The following is a 19,571-nucleotide window of genomic DNA, read 5'->3' as shown; positions in this document are numbered from 1 at the left end:
ATGGGGTTTTTATTGCGCCGTGAAGAAGTCCTCAACGTCGAGCAATTGCAACGCATGCTTGACGACTCCCCGGTGCGCGCCGCCCAGGCCATCTTGATGGCTGCGAAGGAGGGCGTTGTCGACGCCCAGGCCTTGCTTGGGCAAATCCTGCTGGAAGGGCGCGGCATTGCACGGGATGAAGCGCTGGCACTGCGCTGGTTCCAGATCGCGGCGCAGGGCGGGCATTTGATGGCCCGCAATATGACCGGGCGTTGCCGGGAACATGGCTGGGGCTGCGCCGTCGACGAGGCGGCGGCCGCAAGGGCATATCGCCTGGCGGCAGAGGCCGGGCTGGATTGGGGCCAGTACAACTACGCCAACCTGCTGGCCACCGGCCGTGGCGTGGCGGAAGATCAAGCGCAAGCGCTGGGGTTTTATCGCCAGGCGGCCGAGCAAGGCCATGCCAAGTCGATGAACTTGCTGGGGCGTTATCTGGAAGATGGCCGGTGTTGCCCACAGGATCTTGAGGCTGCCGTGGCCTGGTATCGACGCTCAGCCGAAGGCGGGGATTTTCGCGGGCAGTTCAGTTATGCGGCGGTGCTGGCCGATAGAGGTCAAGTCGAAAGCGCGTTGGAGTGGTTACGCCAGGCACTGGCCGGCGGAAATCTCAAGTTCCTGCGAACGGCCCACAAGGCGTTGGCGGCGGCCGAGAATCCGCAGATCCGGGCCATGGCCGACGCTTACCAGCAACGTGCTGCGACTCTTTCCTGACCCATAAAAAAACCCATGACATGTCATGGGTTTTTTGTGTGCGGCGTGCTTACACGTAGTACGACTTCAACGGCGGAAAGCCATTGAACTCAACCGCGCTGTAGCTGGTGGTATAAGCACCGGTCGACAACCAGTACAAACGATCGCCAATCGCCAGGTTCAGTGGCAGGCCGTATTTGTAGTTTTCGTACATGATGTCGGCGCTGTCGCAGGTAGGACCGGCGATGACCACTTCTTCCATCTCGCCTTTCTTCTCGGTCCAGATCGGGAACTTGATGGCTTCGTCCATGGTTTCGATCAGGCCGGAGAACTTGCCCACATCCGTGTATACCCAGCGCTCGACGGCGGTACGCGATTTACGCGCCACCAGTACCACTTCACTGACCAGGATACCGGCGTTGGCGATCAGCGAACGGCCCGGTTCCAGGATGATTTCCGGCAGGTCGTCGCCGAAATCTTCCTTGAGGAAGCGGATGATTTCCTGGGCGTAGGTTTCCAGGCTGTTGGTGCGGGTGATGTAGTTGGCCGGGAAGCCGCCGCCCATGTTGATCAGCTTGAGGTGGATACCGTCTTCTTCTTTCAGGCGCTCGAAGATCACTTTGACCTTGGCGATCGCTGCGTCCCACACGCTGATGTCGCGCTGTTGCGAGCCGACGTGGAAGGAGATGCCGTAAGGCACCAGGCCGAGGTCGCGGGCGAGGATCAGCAGGTCCATGGCCATGTCGGTCTGGCAGCCGAATTTGCGCGACAAAGGCCAGTCAGCCGTGGTCGAGCCTTCGGTGAGGATACGCACGTACACTTTCGAGCCCGGCGCGGCCTTGGCGATGTTGCGCAGGTCGGCTTCGGAGTCGGTGGAGAACAGGCGCACGCCTTTCTCGTAGAAGTAGCGGATGTCCTTGGATTTCTTGATGGTGTTGCCGTAGCTGATACGGTCGGGGCTGACGCCACGGTCCATCACTTTATCCAGCTCGTAGATCGAGGCGATGTCGAAGCTAGAGCCCTTGTCTTTCAACAGGTCGATGATCTCGACAGCCGGGTTGGCCTTGACCGCGTAATAGACTTTGGCGAATTCGAAACCGGCGCGCAGGTCATCGTAGGCCTGGCTGATCATCGCGGTGTCGATCACCACGAACGGGGTTTCTTGCTTGTCGGCGAACGCCTTCATTTTGTCAAAGGTGGCGCGCGCGAAATAATCTTCGACGTTAATCGACATGCTGGGAACTCCTAAGGGCAAACTAATTTGATCAATGGGTGCAAATGAACGTCCTCCGTATCCCCACTTTGGTTCGCCTACTTCCCAAGGCATGTCGCCGAAAGCAAAAAGGCCATGGGATAACCGCGTCCCTTGGCCTTGCTGTCTCGTCGTCAGTACTTGAGCCGGATGGATCGTTTCCAGCATGGACGTTCGGCGCGAACTTTAGGACGTGAGGGGCCATAGATCAACTAAAAATGTCGCGTTTTTGCACGCGTTCGTCGCGGGACCCGGTGCAGCTACTTATGTAACCGACAGGTGTGACGGATTGATGTTCCCCGAATGGGGCAAATCGGTTGGATTTCCCTGATACACCACGGACCAAATGTGGGAGCGGGCTTGCTCGCGAAAGCGGTGCATCAGGCACTCTATTCAGTGACTGACACTCCGTATTCGCGAGCAAGCCCGCTCCCACATTTTTGTACTGAGTGGCGTCAGATCAGGCCAACGCTGTCTCGGCAGGCGACACAATACTGGTCTTACCGCCACGCGACTTACCGGAACTCAGGTACTCGGCAATCGACTCCTGAGTCACCTCACCCAGGAACACCCGCTCGGCATCCATCACCGGCAACCACGAGCGGTTGAACTCGTACATGCGCGACAACAGGATGCGCAAATGCTCGTCGTACGCCGCCGTGGCGTTGAATTCCCGCAGGTATTGCCCGCAGGTACCGGTCTGACGGTGCAGGTCGCGACGTCGTACATAACCCAGCGCCTTGTTCTCGGCACAGGTGACCACCACATAACGACGGTCAGTTTCATCCATCAGCTCCAGCGCATCCGCCACCGGGGTTTCCGGGCTCACCGATGGGGCGTTGTCGGCCGCATCTTCGGCTTTAACCAGCAGCAGGCGCTTGAGGGTGCTGTCCTGGCCGACGAAGTTGCTGACGAACTCGTCAGCCGGATGCGCCAGCAAGGTGTCCGGATGGTCGATCTGCAGCAGCTTGCCGGCGCGGAAGATCGCAATCTTGTCGCCCAGCTTGATGGCCTCGTCGATGTCGTGGCTGACCATGATCACGGTCTTGTTCAGCGCGCGTTGCATCTCGAAGAACTCGTTCTGGATCATCTCGCGGTTGATCGGGTCGACCGCACCGAACGGCTCGTCCATCAGCAGCAACGGTGCATCGGCCGCCAACGCACGGATCACACCGATCCGCTGTTGCTGGCCACCCGACAGTTCACGCGGGTAACGGTGCAGGTACTGCTTGGGTTCCAGCTTGATCATGCTCATCAATTCGCGGGCGCGGTCGTGGCATTTCTGCTTGTCCCAGCCGAGCAGCTTGGGCACGACCACGATGTTTTCCTCGATGGTCATGTTCGGGAACAGGCCGATCTGCTGGATCACGTAGCCGATGTTACGACGCAGGGTCACTTCGTCGAGGTCGGTGGTGTCTTCGCCATTGATCAGGATCTTGCCCGAGGTGGGCTTGATCAGGCGGTTGATCATTTTCAGCGTGGTGCTCTTGCCGCAGCCCGACGGGCCGAGGAATACGCAAATCTCGCCTTCATTGACGGTCAGGCTTACGTCGTTCACGGCGGACACGGTTTTGCCGTTGCTTTGAAAAGTCTTGGTCAGGTTTTGAAGTTCGATCATTTGAGCAGTCCTTTTGGAGTCAGCGAGCGTTGCAGCCATTGCAGAAGCAGGTCGGCGAAGATGGCCAGGAGACTGACCAGCACGGCGCCAACGATCAGCATCGACATATCGCTGCGGCTGATGGAAGCCAGAATAAGTACACCCAGGCCACCGGCGCCGATGGTGGCGGCAATGGTCATCACACCGATGTTCATCACCACGGCGGTGCGCACGCCGGCGAGGATCACCGGCACGGCGATGGGCAGTTCGACCATGCGCAGGCGCTGGCCGAAGGTCATGCCGATGCCTTTGGCGGCTTCGCGGATACCAGGTTCCACGCCGGTGAGGGCGAGGTAGGTGTTACGCATGATCGGCAGCAGGGAGTAGAGGAACACGGCGGTAATCGCCGGCATCGGCCCCAGGCCCTGGCCGAACTTGGAGTAGAACGGCAGCAGCAGGCCAAACAAGGCGATGGACGGCACGGTCAACAGCACCGTAGCGCTGGCTTGCAGCGGACCGGCCAACGTGGGGAAGCGGGTCATCAGCACGCCGAGGGGCACGCCGACGACAATCGCCAGGATCACCGCAATGCCGACCAGGGTGATGTGCTGCCAGGTGAGGTGCAGGACTTGGGCCCAATCAAGATGGGAAAAGGCGTTCAGGAATTCCATGTCTTCTCCTCTTATGGGTTGATCGGATGTTGGCGCAGGAAGTCTGCGGCCACGGCGGACGGGCTTTCATGGTCGACGTCGACCCGCGCATTCAGCTGGCGCATGGTTGCATCGTCGAACAGCGCGGCCAGCGGCTTGAGGTCAGCGGCCAATTCAGGGTGCGCGTCCAGATAAACCTGACGCACCACGGGCGCGGCGGTGTAGTCCGGGAAGTAATGCTTGTCGTCTTCCAGCAGCTTCAATTTGAAGGCATTCAAGCGACCGTCGGTGGTGTAGACCAACCCGGCAAACACCTGGCCATTACGCAGCGCGGTGTAGACCAGCCCGGCGTCCATCTGCCGCGTGTTTTTGCGGGTCAGGTTCATGTCATACAGCTTGACCATGCCGGCCATGCCGTCAGAACGGTTGGCGAACTCGGTGTCCAGGGCCACCAGGCGTGTGCCTTTGGTTTTCTCTGCGAGTGCTTGGGTCAGGTCGCTGATGCTGTTGATCTGCGGGAATTCCTGGGCCACGTTGTCCGGCAGTGCCAGCGCGTAGGTGTTGCTGAATTTCGACGGCGACAGCCAGACCAAGCCTTTTTTCGCATCGAGTTCTTTCACTCGGGCGTAGGACTGTTCGCTGTCGAGTTTCTCGTCCACATGGTTGTAGGCCACCAGCGACACGCCGGTGTATTCCCAGATCAGGTCCAGTTGCCCGCTTTCCTGGGCACTGCGCGCCAGGTTACTGCCCAGGCCGCCGGTCACGCGGGTGTCGTAGCCCTTGGTGCGCAGGTATTGGGAGGTGATTTCGGCGAGCAAGGTCTGTTCGGTGAACACCCGGGCGCCGATACGGATCACTGGTTTTTCTGCGGCTTGCGCAAAACCTGCAAACAGCAGGACGCAGCTCAGTATCAATGTCAGTTTTTTCATGTGATTTCCTTTGCCAAGCCTTAAGACGGACGCAACCCGCGTTCCAGCCAGAGGCGGCTGGCCATGGTCACCAGACCGTCGAGCAGCAACGCCAGCAGCGCGGTGCACGCGGCGCCGAGCAGCAATTGCGGCTGATTGTTCAGGGCGATGCCGGGGAAAATCAGGCTGCCCAGGCTGTTGGCGCCAATCAGGAAGGCCAGCGGCGCTGTACCGACGTTGATCGCCAGAGCCACACGCACACCGCCGATGATGATCGGCACGGCGTTGGGCAATTCCACGCGAAACAGCACCTGGCGCGGCGTCATGCCGATGCCGGTGGCGGCTTCTTTCAGGGAGCCCTGTACGTTTTTCAGGCCTTCGTAGGTGTTGCGCACAATGGGCAACAGGGAGGCGAGGAACAGCGCGAAGATGGCCGGGCCACTGCCGATGCCAAGGACGCCGAGGGCGATGGCCAGTACGGCCAGGGGAGGGACGGTGTTGCCGATGTTGAAGATTTGCATGAAACGTTCTGCGCGCCCGACCATGTTCGGTCGGCTAAGCAGGATACCGGCGGGGATCCCTACAACGAGGGCGGCCAGCATGGAGACAAGAACGAGGATCAGGTGTGCTTGCAGGTAAAACAACAAATCGTCGCGGTACAGTTCGATCGTGTTGATGCCGATCCAGTGGACCAGCAGGGCCAGGAGAGCGACGACAACCGCTCCTCCTATCAGCCCTTTGCCATAGCGAATAGCCACAGGCGGACTCCTTTTTTTCTTTTGTCGGCGAACACATTTCCGAGCGGCAATGCCATTCCTGGCTGTCGGCGAATATGTTCGCGAAAAGCAGCTCGCCGATACCGGCAATGCGGTATGCGATCAAGCCATGAGCGCAGCCTCGTCAGGCTAACTTGCTGATTTTTCAGCCCCTGTTCCGAGTGCGGTAGCAGGGGAGTGGACGTCTCTACCTTTTAAAAGGTTCCACACTTGGCAGCATTTAGCCACCCCCAATGGGCTGAACGGTGGTCCGTAACCCTGGGTTTGCGCTATACTCGCCGCCCTTTTTTGACTCACCTGCCAGGCGATTTCCCATGACCCACCAGGCCGCCGAAGTCGCGAAACGCCGCACTTTCGCTATTATTTCCCACCCCGATGCCGGTAAAACCACCATCACCGAGAAGCTCCTGCTGATGGGCAAGGCAATCGCGGTGGCCGGCACGGTGAAATCCCGCAAATCCGACCGCCATGCCACCTCCGACTGGATGGAAATGGAAAAACAACGGGGTATTTCCATTACCACGTCGGTCATGCAGTTTCCGTATCGCGACCACATGGTCAACCTGCTCGACACCCCGGGCCACGAAGACTTCTCCGAAGACACCTACCGCACATTGACGGCAGTGGACTCGGCACTGATGGTCCTCGACGGCGGTAAAGGCGTTGAGCCACGGACCATCGCGCTGATGGACGTCTGCCGTCTGCGTGATACGCCCATCGTCAGCTTCATCAACAAACTCGACCGCGATATCCGCGACCCGATCGAGTTGCTCGATGAAATCGAAGCGGTCCTGAAGATCAAGGCCGCGCCGATCACCTGGCCGATTGGTTGCTACCGCGACTTCAAGGGCGTTTACCACCTGGCTGACGACTACATCATTGTCTACACCGCTGGCCACGGCCACGAACGCACCGATGTAAAAATCATCGAGAAACTCGACTCCGACGAAGCCCGCGCCCACCTGGGTGACGAGTACGACCGCTTTGTCGATCAGTTGGAACTGGTGCAGGGCGCCTGCCACGCGTTCAACCAGCAGGAGTTCCTCGATGGCCAACTGACGCCGGTGTTCTTCGGTACCGCCTTGGGCAACTTCGGCGTCGACCACGTGCTCGACGCCGTGGTGAACTGGGCGCCAGAGCCTCTGGCCCGTGTTGCCAACGAGCGCACCGTGGAACCGGTTGAAGAGAAATTCACCGGCTTCGTGTTCAAGATCCAGGCGAACATGGACCCCAAGCACCGCGACCGTATCGCCTTTATGCGCATTTGCTCCGGCAAATACGAAAAAGGCATGAAGATGCGCCACGTGCGTACCGGCAAGGACGTGCGCATCGGCGACGCCCTGACGTTCTTCTCCTCGGAGCGTGAACAGCTGGAAGAGGCCTTCGCCGGCGACATCATCGGCTTGCACAACCACGGCACTATCCAGATCGGTGACACCTTCACCGAAGGCGAAGCGCTGGGCTTCACCGGTATCCCGCACTTCGCTCCGGAACTGTTCCGTCGCGTGCGCCTGCGTGACCCGCTCAAATCCAAGCAACTGCGCCAAGGTTTGCAGCAATTGGCGGAAGAGGGCGCGACCCAGGTGTTCTTCCCCGAGCGCAGCAACGACATCATCCTCGGCGCCGTCGGTGTGCTGCAGTTCGATGTGGTCGCCAGCCGCTTGAAAGAGGAATACAAGGTCGAATGCTCCTACGAGCCGATCACCGTGTACTCCGCGCGCTGGATCGATTGCAGCGATAAGAAGAAGTTGGAAGAGTTCTCCAACAAGGCCGTAGAAAACCTGGCGATCGACGGCGGTGGTCACCTGACCTACCTGGCGCCGACCCGGGTCAACCTGGCGCTGATGGAAGAGCGCTGGCCGGACGTGAAATTCCGTGCGACCCGCGAGCACCATTAAGGTCTGAGCGGCACACGAAAGGGCGAAGCCGTGATGGCTTCGCCCTTTTTTGTGGGCGCCGATAATCCAAGTGTGGGAGCGGGCTTGCTCGCGAATGCGCAGTGTCAGCCATGGATAGGCTGACTGATACACCGCATTCGCGAGCAAGCCCGCTCCCACATTCTGATCTCCACGTGGCGATGAATTGGCGAGATGCCCGCATCCCGTCTAGCGTTTGAATTATTACGTCCACTTACCGACGGATCAGGAGGCGACCTTGCGTATAACTCAACGCGCCATTCATATGGTGCTGCTGGGGGCCCTGGGCCTGTCCACTGCTTTGGCGTACACCTCGGCGCTGGCGGATACAGGTACGGCCCAATGGAAAGACACCGGCCCGGTCAGCAAAAAAAAGCAAAAAGAGGTCAACTCCGGCGGCTGGCAGCCACAGGCCCAACCTGCGCCCAAGGAAGACGCGGAAAATCCTTACAACGAGGGGGAGGACAGCGAAACCTACGATGACGGCGATACCTGATGAGCGAGTGGCGTAAACCCGAGAACGGAACTAGCTTAATTCACTGCGACGGTCGAACGCCGGCGCGCGTGTTTCACTGACTGGACGGAAATCGACCATGACTATCTTTCAACGTGTGGTGCTGTTGCTAAAGGTGTTGGTGATGTTGTCGCTGGGTGCTTCATCTGCGTGGGCCAATACGGTCGTGCAGAGCCAGGCCCCGGCGGTTGTAGCGGCGAAGTCGGTGACAGCGGGTGGTTTGCAACTGGCTGCGGACGAGTCAGAGCCCGGTGATAAGGACCAGGGTGGCTCCAAGGATGATGATGACCAGCAAGCCCCGCCAGACGACGATGACAGCGACAGTGATACGTAAGTCAGCGTGAAAAAAAGCCCCACCGGCCGGACTGATGCGCAATCCGACGGGTGGGGCGGTAGAACTTGTGTAATGCCCTGGGCTTAATCACCCAGGGCATTTTTGTTGCGGTCAGGCCACAAATTGCTCCGCGTAGTGGCAAGCCACCTGGCGGTTATCCAGGGCGCGCAATTGCGGTTCCTCGCTGCTGCACCGCGCGGTCGCATACGGGCAGCGCTTGTGGAAGGCGCAACCCGGCGGCGGGTTCAGCGGGTTAGGCAATTCGCCGACGATCTTGATTTTCGGCTTGTTCGGGTCCGGGTGGATGGTCGGGGTAGCCGACAGCAACGCCTGGGTGTACGGGTGCAGGGGACGGGCGTAGATGTCGTCCTTGGGGCCCACTTCCACCGGGCGGCCGAGGTACATCACCATCACGTCATCGGCAACGTGTTGCACCACCGCCAGGTTGTGGGAGATGAACACATAGGCGGTGTTGAATTCCTGCTGCAAATCCATGAACAGGTTGAGCACCTGGGCCTGGATCGACACGTCGAGTGCCGACGTCGGCTCATCCGCCACCAGCACTTTAGGTTGCAGCATCATGGCGCGGGCCAATGCGATCCGCTGGCGCTGGCCGCCGGAGAACATGTGCGGGTAGCGTTGATAATGCTCAGGGCGCAGGCCCACTTGCTTCATCATCGCCTGCACTTTCTCGCGGCGCTCGGCGGCGGACAGGTTGGTGTTGATCAACAGCGGCTCGCCGAGTTGATCACCGACTTTCTGGCGCGGGTTCAACGAGGCATACGGGCTCTGGAACACCATCTGCACGTCTTTGCGCAATTGCTTGCGCTGGGCCTTGTCGGCGCCGGCCACTTCCTGGCCAGCGATCTTCAAGGAACCCGAAGACGGCTCTTCAATCAGTGTCAGGGCGCGGGCCAGGGTGGATTTGCCGCAACCCGACTCGCCCACTACGGCGAGGGTCTTGCCAGCTTCCAGCTCGAACGACACGCCATTAAGCGCGCGCACCAGGGCGTGGCCCTTGAACAGGCCACGGGACACTTCGTAGTGACGGGTGAGGTCGCGGGCGGTAAGAACGACGGCCATTACGCCACCTCCTGGTTCAAGGGGTAGAAGCAGCGCGCAAGGCTGTTGCTTTTCGGATCAAGCCCGGGCCGCTGGGCACGGCAGGATTCCTGCACGTACGGGCAGCGCGGTGACAGCAGGCAACCCTGCGGGCGGTCATAACGACCGGGAACGATACCCGGCAGCGTGGCCAGGCGCGTGGCGCCAAGGCTGTGCTCGGGGATCGCCTTGAGCAGCGCTTCGCTGTACGGATGCGCCGGAATGTCGAACAACTGCGGCACCTGACCGACTTCAACGGCCTGGCCTGCGTACATCACGCACACGCGCTGGGCGGTTTCGGCCACGACGGCCAAGTCGTGAGTGATCAGCACCAGGCCCATGTTCTGCTCTTTCTGCAGGGCCAGCAGCAGCTCCATGATCTGCGCCTGGATGGTCACGTCCAACGCGGTGGTCGGTTCGTCAGCAATCAGCAGTTTCGGCTCACCGGCAATCGCCATGGCGATTGCAACACGCTGGCTCATACCGCCGGACAGTTGGTGCGGGTAGGCGTCCATACGGCTGGCAGCGCCTGGGATCTCAACCTTTTCCAACAGTTCGATGGCACGCTTGCGCGCTTGCTTGCCGGACATTTTCAGGTGCAGGCGCAGCACTTCTTCAATCTGGAAACCCACGGTGTAGCTGGGGTTCAGCGCGGTCATCGGGTCCTGGAACACCATTGCCAGGTCTTTGCCGACGATCTGACGGCGCTGGCGGTTGCTCAGCTTGAGCATGTCCTTGCCGTCGAAGTTCAGGGCATCGGCGGTGACGATGCCGGGGTGCTCGATCAGGCCCATCAGCGCCATCATGGTCACGGATTTACCCGAACCCGACTCGCCAACGATCGCCAGCACTTCGCCTTTGTCGACGGAAATGTCGAGGCCATCGACCACCGGTACGGCGGTCTTGTCGCCGAAGCGCACGTTGAGATTCTTGATTTCTAACAGTGACATGGGAATCTCCTCAGGCGGCGTTCTTGAGTTTCGGGTCCAGCGCATCGCGCAGGCCGTCACCCATCAAGTTGATAGCCAGCACGCTGAGCAAAATGGTCAAGCCAGGCAGGCTCACTACCCACCAGGCGCGTTCGATGTAGTCACGGGCCGAAGCCAGCATGGTGCCCCACTCCGGGGTTGGCGGTTGTACGCCAAGGCCAAGGAAGCCCAGGGCCGCAGCATCGAGAATCGCCGAAGAGAAGCTCAAGGTGGCCTGTACGATCAGCGGCGCCATGCAGTTAGGCAGCACGGTGATGAACATCAGGCGTGGCAGGCCGGCGCCGGCGAGGCGGGCGGCCGTCACGTAGTCGCGGTTCAGTTCGCCCATGACCGCAGCGCGGGTCAGACGGACATAGGACGGCAAGGACACGATGGCAATCGCAATCACGGTGTTGATCAGGCCAGGGCCGAGGATCGCGACAATGGCCACGGCCAGCAGCAGCGACGGCAGGGCCAGCATGATGTCCATCAAACGCATGATGGTTGGGCCAAGCATGCGCGGGAAGAACCCGGCGAACAGCCCCAGCAGGATGCCCGGGATCAGCGACATCACCACCGACGACAAGCCGATCAGCAATGAGAGGCGCGAGCCCTGAATCAGGCGCGAGAGCAGGTCACGGCCCAGTTCGTCGGTACCCAGCAGGAATTGCATCTGCCCGCCTTCCAGCCAGGCCGGTGGGGTGAGCAGGAAGTCGCGGTATTGCTCGCTCGGGTTATGCGGCGCAACCCAAGGGGCGAAGAGCGCGCAGAACACGATCAGCAACATGAACAGCAGGCCGGCAACGGCGCCTTTGTTCTTGGAGAAGGCTTGCCAGAATTCTTTGTACGGGGACGGATACAGCAGGCTTTGATCGACTGCTGACACTTGAGTAGGTGTGGTCATGGTCATGATCTCAGCGCTGGTGACGGATGCGTGGGTTGGCGAAGCCGTAGAGGATATCCACCACGAAGTTCACCAGGATCACCAGGCAGGCGATCAGCAGGATGCCGTTTTGCACCACCGGGTAGTCCCGCGCGCCAATGGCTTCGATCAGCCATTTGCCGATGCCAGGCCACGAGAAGATGGTTTCGGTGAGGACCGCACCGGCCAGCAGGGTGCCGACTTGCAGGCCCACCACGGTGAGTACCGGGATCAGCGCGTTACGCAGGCCGTGTACGAATACCACGCGCGCCGGCGACAGGCCTTTGGCCTTGGCGGTACGGATGTAGTCTTCACGCAATACTTCGAGCATCGACGAACGGGTCATCCGCGCAATCACCGCCAGCGGGATGGTACCGAGCACGATGGCCGGCAGGATCAGGTGGTGCAGGGCGTCGAAGAATGCGTCCGGCTCGTCAGCCAGCAGGGTGTCGATCAGCATGAAGCCGGTGCGCGGCTCGATGTCGTAGAGCAGGTCGATACGCCCGGAAACCGGGGTCCAGCCCAGGCTTACCGAGAAGAACATGATCAGGATCAGGCCCCACCAGAAGATCGGCATCGAATATCCCGCGAGGGAGATGCCCATCACCCCATGGTCGAACAGGGATCCTCGTTTCAAGGCCGCGATCACCCCGGCCAACAGGCCCAGGATACCGGCGAACAACAGGGCGGCCATGGACAGTTCCAGGGTCGCCGGGAAGAGGGCGGTGAATTCGGTCCACACGCTGGTGCGCGTGCGCAGCGATTCGCCAAGGTCGCCGTGGGCGAGCTTGCCAACATAGTCCAGGTATTGCGCGTACAGCGGCTTGTTAAGACCAAGGCGTTCCATTGCCTGTGCGTGCATCTCGGGGTCGACTCGTCGTTCGCCCATCATGACTTCGACGGGGTCGCCAGGGATCATGCGAATCAACGCAAACGTCAGCAACGTGATGCCGAAAAACGTGGGGATCAATAACCCCAATCGGCGGGCAATAAAACTAAACATCTTGTTGTGTACCTCAATCAGCCGGTTAGGCAGGTTCGGCACCGTCAATGGCGACGGTGCCGAGCGTCTTCTCTTATTACTTCACCTGGGTGGTGGCGAAGTTATTTGTCGTCAGAGGGCTTTGGGTAAAACCTTCGACGTTTTTACGCATGGCGGTGAACATTTTCGGGTAAGCCATGGGAATCCACGGTTGGTCCTTCTCGAAAACGTCCATGGCTTGTTCGTAGAGTGCAGCCCGTTTCGAGGGTTCCTCAATGGCGCGTGCCTTATCGATCAAGTCTTGAAACTCTTTGTTACACCAGCGGGCGTAGTTTTCGCCGTTTTTGGCTGCATCGCAACTCAGGTTAGGGGTGAGGAAGTTATCCGGGTCCCCGTTATCCCCTGCCCAGCCAGCCGACACCATGTCGTGCTCGCCGTTTTTAGCACGCTTGAGCATCTCGCCCCATTCCATGACTTTGATATTGACCTTCAGGCCAATCTGAGCCAAATCCGCCTGCATGCGCTGGGCGCCGAGCATTGGGTTAGGGTTGGTCGGGCCACCGCCGTTACGGGTGAACAGGGTGAACTCGGTGCCTTCCGGTACGCCGGCTTCCTTGAGCAGGGCGCGGGCCTTGTCCAGGTCACGCGGCGGGTTTTTCAGTTTGTCGCTGAAACCCAGCAGGGTCGGTGGATACGGGCCGGTGGCGTCGATGGCGTTGCCTTTGCCGTACAGGGATTCGTTGTAGCCTTTTTTGTCGAACGCGATGTTGATCGCGTGACGCACCCGCGCGTCGCTCATGTACTTGTGGGTGGTGTTCAGCGCAGTGTAGCTGGTGGTCATCGCCGCCAGTTCCGTCACTTTCAGGTTCGGGTCGGCTTTCATGCTCGGCACGTCATCCGGTTTCGGATACAGCGCGATCTGGCATTCGTTGGCCTTGAGCTTTTGCAGACGCACATTGTTGTCGGTGGTGATCGCCAGGATCAGCGGGTCCGCCGGCGGCTTGCCACGGAAGTAATCCGGGTTGGCCTTGAAGCGCACTTGGGCGTCTTTGGCGTAGCGGGTGAAGATGAACGGCCCGGTGCCGATCGGCTTGGCGTTCAGGTCATCGGTCTTGCCGGACTTGAGCAACTGGTCGGCGTATTCGGCGGAGTGAATCGAGGAAAACGCCATGGCCAGGTCGGCCAAAAACGGTGCTTCAGGACGGGTCAGGGTAAAAACGACGGTGTGGTCGTCGGTCTTCGTTACGCTCTTGAGCAGTTCCTTGAAGCCCATGCTTTCAAAGTACGGGTAGCCCACGTTGGACTTGTTGTGCCAAGGGTGATTCGGGTCCAACTGGCGCTGGAAGCTCCAAAGTACATCGTCGGCATTCATGTTGCGCGTGGGTTTGAAGTAGTCGGTGGTGTGGAACTTGATGTCGTCACGCAGGTGGAACGTGTAGATCAGGCCATCGGCGCTGATTTCCGGCAAGGCCTTGGCCAGTGCGGGGATCACTTCGGTGGTGCCGGGCTTGAAGTCCACCAGGCGGTTGAACATGGTTTCGGCGGCGGCGTCAGACGTCACTGCGGTGGTGTACAGGACCGGGTCAAAACCTTCCGGGCTGGCTTCGGTGCAGACCACCAGCGGTTTGGCCGAAACGCCGATCGCGACGCTCAACAGCGCAGCGGCAATGGCAGCTTGTAGCGGGAGCATTTTCATTCAGAGCCCTCTGCAATCGATTAAACCAGACAAGCGTAGCCGGCGGGCTCGTAATGAGCCCGCCGACTACCTGGTGCTAATTAAAGAATGTTGAACGGGATGGTGGTGACCAGGCGGAACTCACGGATGTTGCCGTCAGCCTGGTTGGCACTGGCGCGGTGAGTCACGTAGGTACCACGAATCGTGGTGGCCTTGAGTGGGCCGCTCTGCAAGGCGTAGGAAGTGCCGATGCCGTATTCCTGGTGTTTCTCGCCGTCCTGGGACTGAATGCCGTCATACCCACGGCCGGCGATGCCACCGTTGCCGGTGTAGTGAGTGCCGTCAATGCCCCAGCCGCGAGCCGAGTAGATATTGAACTTCAAGCCTGGCACGCCGTATTCGGCCATGTTGATACCGTAGGCAACCTGGAAGGATTTCTCGTTCGGGCCGTTAAAGTCGGACGTCAGGGAGTTGGCCAGGTAGATGCCGTTGGTTTCGTGCAGGTAGTCGAAGTACTCGTTACCGTTCACTTCCTGGTACGAGAAGGTCAGGCTGTGGGCTTGGTGAGTCAGGCCCAGCGACAGCGAGTAGGTATCGTTGTCGATTTTACCCATCAGCTTTTTGCCGGTATCGACGGTTTTGTAGTAGTTCAGGCCCGTGGTCAGTGCCAGGGTCTGTGCATCACCCAGTTCGTGGGTGGCGCCGAAGTAGTACTGGTTCCAGAAGTCTTCGACATTGGCGGCGAACAGGCTGGTTTTCAGGCTCTTGAATGGCTGGTAGTTGACGCCCAAGGTGTTGACCTTGTCGGTTTCCTGACCATTGCCGTACTCGGAGCGGAATTTCGACAGGCTCTGCTCGGTACGTGGCGAAACGCGGTCAAACACGCCACCCTGGAACGACAGGTTGCTGAATTCTTCACTGTTGAAGCTCACACCTTCAAAGCTCGAAGGCAGGGCACGGTTGCCGATGGTGTCGACGATACCGCTGCTGAAGTTCTGGCGACCGGCGGTCAATGTGGTGTTCGAGACGCGGAACTTGACGTTGGCCAGGCCCAGTTTGCTCCACTGGTCGACTGCGTCACCGTTGGAGTCGGCCAGGGTACGGTTGGAACCACCCTTGATGTCGCGCTTGCTACGGTCCAGAACCAGAGCGTTGTAGACCGCCACTTCGGTGCTCACGCCAACGGTGCCTTGGGTGAAGCCCGAGGTAGCGTTGAGGATGGTGCCTTGCACCCAGTTGGTACGGTACGCGTCGGTGCGGGCTTCGCCGTGTTTTTGGTAAGTGAACTTGCCGCCACGGAATTTCTGTTCGTTGGCAAACCAGTTACGGGTAGTACCGCCCAGGCTGAATCCATCGACAAAGCCCTTGGCCTCGCTTTGGGCACTGGTGCCGGCCAATGTGGTTGGAACGAAGTCCTGGCTCTGGGTTTCAGCGAAGGCGGTTGCCGTGATGCTGCTGATGGCCAGGGCCAGAAGCGCTTTGCTACTCAGTTTCATGGGTGAAGCTCCTTTGGTTCTCTTTTTAATGCCGGTCTTTTTAGGTGAACCGGCTATTGGGTGTGTAACTCGTTCAAGCTCTTGCAAACGTTTGCCGTAGGAAAATTCCCAACAAAAGGCTGCACGTTTGCCGGAGAGCGAATTTCGCTCCCCGCCATCCAGTTATTTTCTTATGGGTTAATACTGACGCCCGAGAACACGTTGCGGCCGAAGGGGCTGACTTTGAAACCTTCGACTTTGGCGCTTAACGGCTGGTTGACCGTCGAGTGGGCGACTGGCGTGATCGGCACCTGCTGCTTGAGCAGTTGCTGCGCCTGTTTGTACAGAACAGTCCTTTGTTCGCGGTCGGTCACGACCTTGGCTTGCTTGATCAGCTTGTCGTACGCCGGGTCACACCACATGGAGTAGTTGTTCCCGCCGATGGCGTCGCAGCTATAAAGAGTACCCAGCCAGTTGTCCGGGTCACCGTTGTCACCGGTCCAGCCGATCAGGCTGACATCGTGCTCACCGTTCTTGGTGCGCTTGATGTATTCGCCCCACTCGTAGCTGACGATCTTGACCTTGAGGCCGATCTTGGCCCAATCGCTTTGCAGCATTTCGGCCATCAGCTTGGCGTTGGGGTTGTAGGGCCGTTGTACCGGCATCGCCCACAGGGTGATCTCGGTGCCTTCCTTAACGCCGGCGGCCTTGAGCAGTTGCTTGGCTTTTTCCGGGTTGTAGGCGGCGTCCTTGATGGTGTCGTCGTAAGACCACTGCGTCGGCGGCATGGCGTTGACGGCCAGTTGGCCCGCGCCCTGATACACGGCATTCAGGATGCTTTGCTTGTTCACCGCCATGTCCAGCGCCTGCCGCACTTCGAGCTGGTCGAAGGGTTTGTGGCGCACGTTGTAGGCGATATAGCCGAGGTTGAAACCGGGCTTGGTCAGCAGTTGCAGGTTCGGGTCGGCCTTGAGGGCATCGACGTCGGCCGGGCGCGGATGCAGGGTCACCTGGCATTCGCCGGCCTTGAGCTTCTGCACCCGCACTGACGCGTCAGTGTTGATGGCGAAGATCAATTGATCCAGCTTGACCCGGCTCGGGTCCCAGTACTGTTTGTTGGCCACATAACGGATCTGCGAGTCTTTCTGATAGCGCTGGAACACATACGGGCCAGTGCCGATCGGCTTCTGGTTGATGTCGCTGGGTTTGCCTTCCTTAAGCAACTGCTCGGCGTATTCGGCTGACAGAATCGCGGCAAAGCTCATGGCGATGTTTTGCACGAACGCGGCGTCGACCGTGTTCAATGTCATCACCACGGTGTGCGGGTCGGTTTTCTCGACCTTGGCAATATTCTTGTTCAGGCTCATCCCGTTGAAGTACGGAAACTCGGTGGGGTAGGCCTTGCGAAACGGGTGGTCGGGGTCAAGCATGCGGTTGAACGTGAACAGCACGTCGTCGGCGTTGAAGTCGCGCGTCGGCTTGAATTCCTTGTTGCTGTGGAATTTCACCCCTTCACGCAGGTGAAAGGTGTAGGTCAGGCCGTCTGGCGAAATATCCCACTTGGTTGCCAGCGCAGGTACCACATTGGTCTCGCCTTTTTCGAACTCAACCAGGCGGTTGTACAGCGGCTCCGCTGCGTCGTTGTCCGTGGCGGTGGTGTACTGCGCGGTGTCAAACCCGGCCGGGCTGCCTTCAGAGCAGAACACCAGGCTCTTCTTGTCGGCGGCTTGGCCCATCGTGGCCACAGCCAGCAGGCTGGTGCCAAAAATTGCGGATAGAACGGTGGTATGGCGCATGACGATCCCGATCCTTGTTTGTTGTTGTCATCAGTGAGCAATCACCCGGGCGTTCAGCCAGGGAGACATCACTGATCCCACACGCAGCAAGTGCCTTTCCGAGATTGGAGACTCTGCTGTCCTACGACGGTATGGGCCGCGGACTTCGCAGTAAATGCGCCAAAACGGATTGACCTTGTAGGTAACGGAGCTCTACGTCGCGGCTCATTGCTGTAAGACGCAATGAGTTTTGTCGTGGTCTGTTTCCTACGGTCCAGGCGGATGCAATAACGGCGACGTTATGAAGCGTCGCCGTTATTAATCCTTACTTGCCGCTTACGCTCACGCCGTAGAAGGAGTTCAAGCCAAACGGGCTGATCTTGAAGTCCTGCACGGTGTTGCGCATGGGTTGATACACCGTCGAGTGCGCGATAGGTGTCATCGGGACTGCATCTTTGAGGATATGTTGCGCCTGCTTGTACAGCTCGGTGCGTTTGGTGACATCCGAAGTGGCCTTGGCTTCTTTCACGATGCCGTCGAATTTCTTGTCACACCATTTGGAGAAGTTGTTACCGGACAGCGAATCGCAGCCGAACAGCACGTTCAGCCAGTTGTCCGGGTCACCATTGTCGCCGCTCCAGCCAATGATCATGGCCTGGTTCTCGCCGCCCTTGGAGCGTTTGATGTACTCGCCCCACTCGTAGCTGACGATGTTGACCTTCAGGCCGATCTGTTTCCAGTCGTTCTGCAGCATCTCGGCCATCAGCTTGGCGTTCGGGTTGTATGGACGTTGAACCGGCATCGCCCACAGGGTGATTTCGGTGCCTTCCTTGACGCCTGCTTCCTTGAGCAAAGCCTTGGCTTTGGTCACATCGTACGGGGCGTCCTTGATGGTGGTGTCGTAGGACCACTGGGTCGGCGGCATGGCGTTGACGGCCAGTTGGCCTGCGCCCTGATACACGGAGTCGATGATCTGCTGCTTGTTCACCGACATGTCCAGCGCTTCACGCACACGCAGGTCGGAGAGCGGGTTGGCAGCGGTCTGGCCTTTGAGAACCGGCATTACGTTGTAAGCGATGTAGCCCAGGTTGAAACCGGCCTGGTGCGGCAGTTTCAGATCCTTGTCTTCACCCAGCGCCTTGAGGTCGGCCGGACGTGGGAACAGGGTCACCTGGCATTCGTTTTTCTTGAGTTTCTGGATACGCACCGACGGGTCGGTGGTGATAGCGAAGATCAGGTTGTCGATCTTCACGTCTTCAGGTTTCCAGTAATCCTTGTTGCCGGTGTAACGGATGTTCGAGTCTTTCTGGTAGCTCTTGAATACGAACGGGCCAGTGCCGATTGGCTTCTGGTTGATGTCCTGTGCCTTGCCTTCTCTCAACAGCTGGGCTGCGTATTCAGCCGACTGGATCGAAGCGAAGCTCATCGCCAGGTTCTGGATGAAAGCCGCGTCCACGGTGCCAAGGGTGAACTTGACGGTGTGGTCATCGACTTTTTCGATGTTCTTGATGTTGGTGTCCATCCCCATGTCCGTGAAGTACGGGAACTCGGTGGGGTAGGCTTTGCGGAACGGGTCGTCCTTGTTGATCATGCGGTTGAACGTGAACAGCACGTCATCGGCATTGAAGGTACGGGTCGGCTTGAAGTACGAGGTGGTGTGGAACTTGACACCGTCGCGCAAGTGGAAGGTGTACGTCAGGCCATCCGGGGACACGTCCCAGGTGGTGGCCAGCCCAGGAACCACAGCGGTGCCGCCGCGTTCGAACTGAGTCAGACGGTTGAACATGGTTTCGGCCGAAGCATCGAAGTCTGTTCCGGTGGTGTACTGGCCTGGGTCAAAACCGGCCGGGCTCCCTTCGGAGCAGAACACCAGGTTAGTCGCCGCTTGGGCGAAAGGGGCTGCGGCCATAAGGCCAGCACTAACTAAAAGCGGAATGACTGCGTGTTTAAGCATGTTGGCCTCATGATTTGTTGTCATTTTTGGTGGTGAGGGCGAC

Annotated in this window: 17 protein-coding genes; 4 read left to right on the top strand and 13 right to left on the bottom strand. The window is 59.3% G+C overall.

Annotation, left to right across the window (positions count from 1 at the left end):
* On the top strand, window positions 1-750 hold the full coding sequence (locus ACLBW8_RS18035) for a tetratricopeptide repeat protein (protein ID WP_407016591.1): 750 nt from the start codon (window positions 1-3) through the stop codon (window positions 748-750).
* 49 nt (window positions 751-799) lie between these two features.
* Here ACLBW8_RS18035 and ACLBW8_RS18030 read toward each other — a convergent pair whose 3' ends face one another.
* The 5 genes from ACLBW8_RS18030 to ACLBW8_RS18010 form a co-directional block, all read right to left on the bottom strand.
* Window positions 800-1,963 (bottom strand): type III PLP-dependent enzyme, encoded by a 1,164-nt coding sequence (locus tag ACLBW8_RS18030; protein ID WP_064450673.1) that lies wholly within the window; start codon window positions 1,961-1,963, stop codon window positions 800-802.
* 478 nt (window positions 1,964-2,441) lie between these two features.
* On the bottom strand, window positions 2,442-3,599 hold the full coding sequence (locus ACLBW8_RS18025; protein ID WP_017138294.1) for an osmoprotectant ABC transporter ATP-binding protein OsmV: 1,158 nt from the start codon (window positions 3,597-3,599) through the stop codon (window positions 2,442-2,444).
* Window positions 3,596-4,249: an ABC transporter permease gene (locus tag ACLBW8_RS18020; RefSeq protein ID WP_027604864.1), complete on the bottom strand. Its 654-nt coding sequence runs from the start codon at window positions 4,247-4,249 to the stop codon at window positions 3,596-3,598. The genes ACLBW8_RS18025 and ACLBW8_RS18020 overlap by 4 nt, the downstream gene beginning before the upstream one ends.
* Window positions 4,250-4,260: 11 nt before the next feature.
* Window positions 4,261-5,157: a glycine betaine ABC transporter substrate-binding protein gene (locus ACLBW8_RS18015; protein WP_064450674.1), complete on the bottom strand. Its 897-nt coding sequence runs from the start codon at window positions 5,155-5,157 to the stop codon at window positions 4,261-4,263.
* 20 nt (window positions 5,158-5,177) lie between these two features.
* Complete coding sequence (locus tag ACLBW8_RS18010) at window positions 5,178-5,894, bottom strand: ABC transporter permease (protein ID WP_025856261.1); 717 nt, start codon at window positions 5,892-5,894, stop codon at window positions 5,178-5,180.
* A 332-nt stretch (window positions 5,895-6,226) separates the two neighbouring features.
* Between ACLBW8_RS18010 and ACLBW8_RS18005 the strand changes: the two genes are divergently transcribed.
* The 3 genes from ACLBW8_RS18005 (at window position 6,227) to ACLBW8_RS17995 (ending at window position 8,676) form a co-directional block, all read left to right on the top strand.
* Window positions 6,227-7,810, top strand: coding sequence for a peptide chain release factor 3 (locus ACLBW8_RS18005; RefSeq protein WP_064450675.1), 1,584 nt, complete (start codon window positions 6,227-6,229; stop codon window positions 7,808-7,810).
* A 256-nt stretch (window positions 7,811-8,066) separates the two neighbouring features.
* On the top strand, window positions 8,067-8,324 hold the full coding sequence (locus ACLBW8_RS18000; protein ID WP_064450676.1) for a hypothetical protein: 258 nt from the start codon (window positions 8,067-8,069) through the stop codon (window positions 8,322-8,324).
* 97 nt (window positions 8,325-8,421) lie between these two features.
* A complete protein-coding gene (locus tag ACLBW8_RS17995) occupies window positions 8,422-8,676 on the top strand; it encodes a hypothetical protein (protein ID WP_447805972.1) in 255 nt (84 codons plus the stop codon).
* Between the two features lie 111 nt (window positions 8,677-8,787).
* On the opposite strand, the gene ACLBW8_RS17990 is transcribed toward ACLBW8_RS17995, so the two are convergent.
* The 8 genes from ACLBW8_RS17990 to ACLBW8_RS17955 all read right to left on the bottom strand — a co-directional run bounded on the left by ACLBW8_RS17990 (window position 8,788) and on the right by ACLBW8_RS17955 (window position 19,528).
* A complete protein-coding gene (locus ACLBW8_RS17990; protein WP_064450678.1) occupies window positions 8,788-9,759 on the bottom strand; it encodes a peptide ABC transporter ATP-binding protein in 972 nt (323 codons plus the stop codon).
* Window positions 9,759-10,727 (bottom strand): ABC transporter ATP-binding protein, encoded by a 969-nt coding sequence (locus tag ACLBW8_RS17985; RefSeq protein WP_017138287.1) that lies wholly within the window; start codon window positions 10,725-10,727, stop codon window positions 9,759-9,761. The genes ACLBW8_RS17990 and ACLBW8_RS17985 overlap by 1 nt, the downstream gene beginning before the upstream one ends.
* Before the next feature lie 10 nt (window positions 10,728-10,737).
* On the bottom strand, window positions 10,738-11,649 hold the full coding sequence (locus tag ACLBW8_RS17980; RefSeq protein ID WP_064450679.1) for an ABC transporter permease subunit: 912 nt from the start codon (window positions 11,647-11,649) through the stop codon (window positions 10,738-10,740).
* A 10-nt stretch (window positions 11,650-11,659) separates the two neighbouring features.
* Window positions 11,660-12,670: an ABC transporter permease subunit gene (locus ACLBW8_RS17975; protein WP_010565541.1), complete on the bottom strand. Its 1,011-nt coding sequence runs from the start codon at window positions 12,668-12,670 to the stop codon at window positions 11,660-11,662.
* 76 nt (window positions 12,671-12,746) lie between these two features.
* The gene (locus ACLBW8_RS17970) at window positions 12,747-14,345 is read right to left on the bottom strand and encodes an ABC transporter substrate-binding protein (RefSeq protein ID WP_447805971.1); all 1,599 of its coding nucleotides are present in this window, start codon (window positions 14,343-14,345) and stop codon (window positions 12,747-12,749) included.
* Window positions 14,346-14,425: 80 nt separating this feature from the next.
* Window positions 14,426-15,820, bottom strand: a complete 1,395-nt coding sequence (locus ACLBW8_RS17965) for an OprD family porin (protein WP_447805970.1) — start codon at window positions 15,818-15,820, stop codon at window positions 14,426-14,428.
* A gap of 170 nt (window positions 15,821-15,990) precedes the next feature.
* On the bottom strand, window positions 15,991-17,535 hold the full coding sequence (locus ACLBW8_RS17960) for an ABC transporter substrate-binding protein (RefSeq protein ID WP_407016639.1): 1,545 nt from the start codon (window positions 17,533-17,535) through the stop codon (window positions 15,991-15,993).
* Between the two features lie 364 nt (window positions 17,536-17,899).
* The gene (locus tag ACLBW8_RS17955) at window positions 17,900-19,528 is read right to left on the bottom strand and encodes an ABC transporter substrate-binding protein (RefSeq protein WP_447805969.1); all 1,629 of its coding nucleotides are present in this window, start codon (window positions 19,526-19,528) and stop codon (window positions 17,900-17,902) included.
* Between the last annotated feature and the right edge of the window lie 43 nt (window positions 19,529-19,571).

This window comes from Pseudomonas sp. M5A4_2d, assembly GCF_053345295.1.
The sequence above is the reverse complement of the archived record's forward strand: the minus strand, read 5'-3'. Positions and strand labels throughout refer to the sequence as shown.

What these genes read in the sequence shown, in the direction of transcription:
- ACLBW8_RS17975 (WP_010565541.1), bottom strand. Translation starts at nt 12,670, where the DNA reads ATGTTTAGTTTTATTGCCCGCCGATTGGGGTTATTGATCCCCACGTTT.
- ACLBW8_RS17970 (WP_447805971.1), bottom strand. Translation starts at nt 14,345, where the DNA reads ATGAAAATGCTCCCGCTACAAGCTGCCATTGCCGCTGCGCTGTTGAGC.
- ACLBW8_RS18035 (WP_407016591.1), top strand. Translation starts at nt 1, where the DNA reads ATGGGGTTTTTATTGCGCCGTGAAGAAGTCCTCAACGTCGAGCAATTG.
- ACLBW8_RS17990 (WP_064450678.1), bottom strand. Translation starts at nt 9,759, where the DNA reads ATGGCCGTCGTTCTTACCGCCCGCGACCTCACCCGTCACTACGAAGTG.
- ACLBW8_RS17995 (WP_447805972.1), top strand. Translation starts at nt 8,422, where the DNA reads ATGACTATCTTTCAACGTGTGGTGCTGTTGCTAAAGGTGTTGGTGATG.
- ACLBW8_RS17985 (WP_017138287.1), bottom strand. Translation starts at nt 10,727, where the DNA reads ATGTCACTGTTAGAAATCAAGAATCTCAACGTGCGCTTCGGCGACAAG.
- ACLBW8_RS18020 (WP_027604864.1), bottom strand. Translation starts at nt 4,249, where the DNA reads ATGGAATTCCTGAACGCCTTTTCCCATCTTGATTGGGCCCAAGTCCTG.
- ACLBW8_RS17955 (WP_447805969.1), bottom strand. Translation starts at nt 19,528, where the DNA reads ATGCTTAAACACGCAGTCATTCCGCTTTTAGTTAGTGCTGGCCTTATG.
- ACLBW8_RS18005 (WP_064450675.1), top strand. Translation starts at nt 6,227, where the DNA reads ATGACCCACCAGGCCGCCGAAGTCGCGAAACGCCGCACTTTCGCTATT.
- ACLBW8_RS18030 (WP_064450673.1), bottom strand. Translation starts at nt 1,963, where the DNA reads ATGTCGATTAACGTCGAAGATTATTTCGCGCGCGCCACCTTTGACAAA.
- ACLBW8_RS17980 (WP_064450679.1), bottom strand. Translation starts at nt 11,649, where the DNA reads ATGACCACACCTACTCAAGTGTCAGCAGTCGATCAAAGCCTGCTGTAT.
- ACLBW8_RS17960 (WP_407016639.1), bottom strand. Translation starts at nt 17,535, where the DNA reads ATGGGCCAAGCCGCCGACAAGAAGAGCCTGGTGTTCTGCTCTGAAGGC.
- ACLBW8_RS17965 (WP_447805970.1), bottom strand. Translation starts at nt 15,820, where the DNA reads ATGAAACTGAGTAGCAAAGCGCTTCTGGCCCTGGCCATCAGCAGCATC.
- ACLBW8_RS18015 (WP_064450674.1), bottom strand. Translation starts at nt 5,157, where the DNA reads ATGAAAAAACTGACATTGATACTGAGCTGCGTCCTGCTGTTTGCAGGT.
- ACLBW8_RS18025 (WP_017138294.1), bottom strand. Translation starts at nt 3,599, where the DNA reads ATGATCGAACTTCAAAACCTGACCAAGACTTTTCAAAGCAACGGCAAA.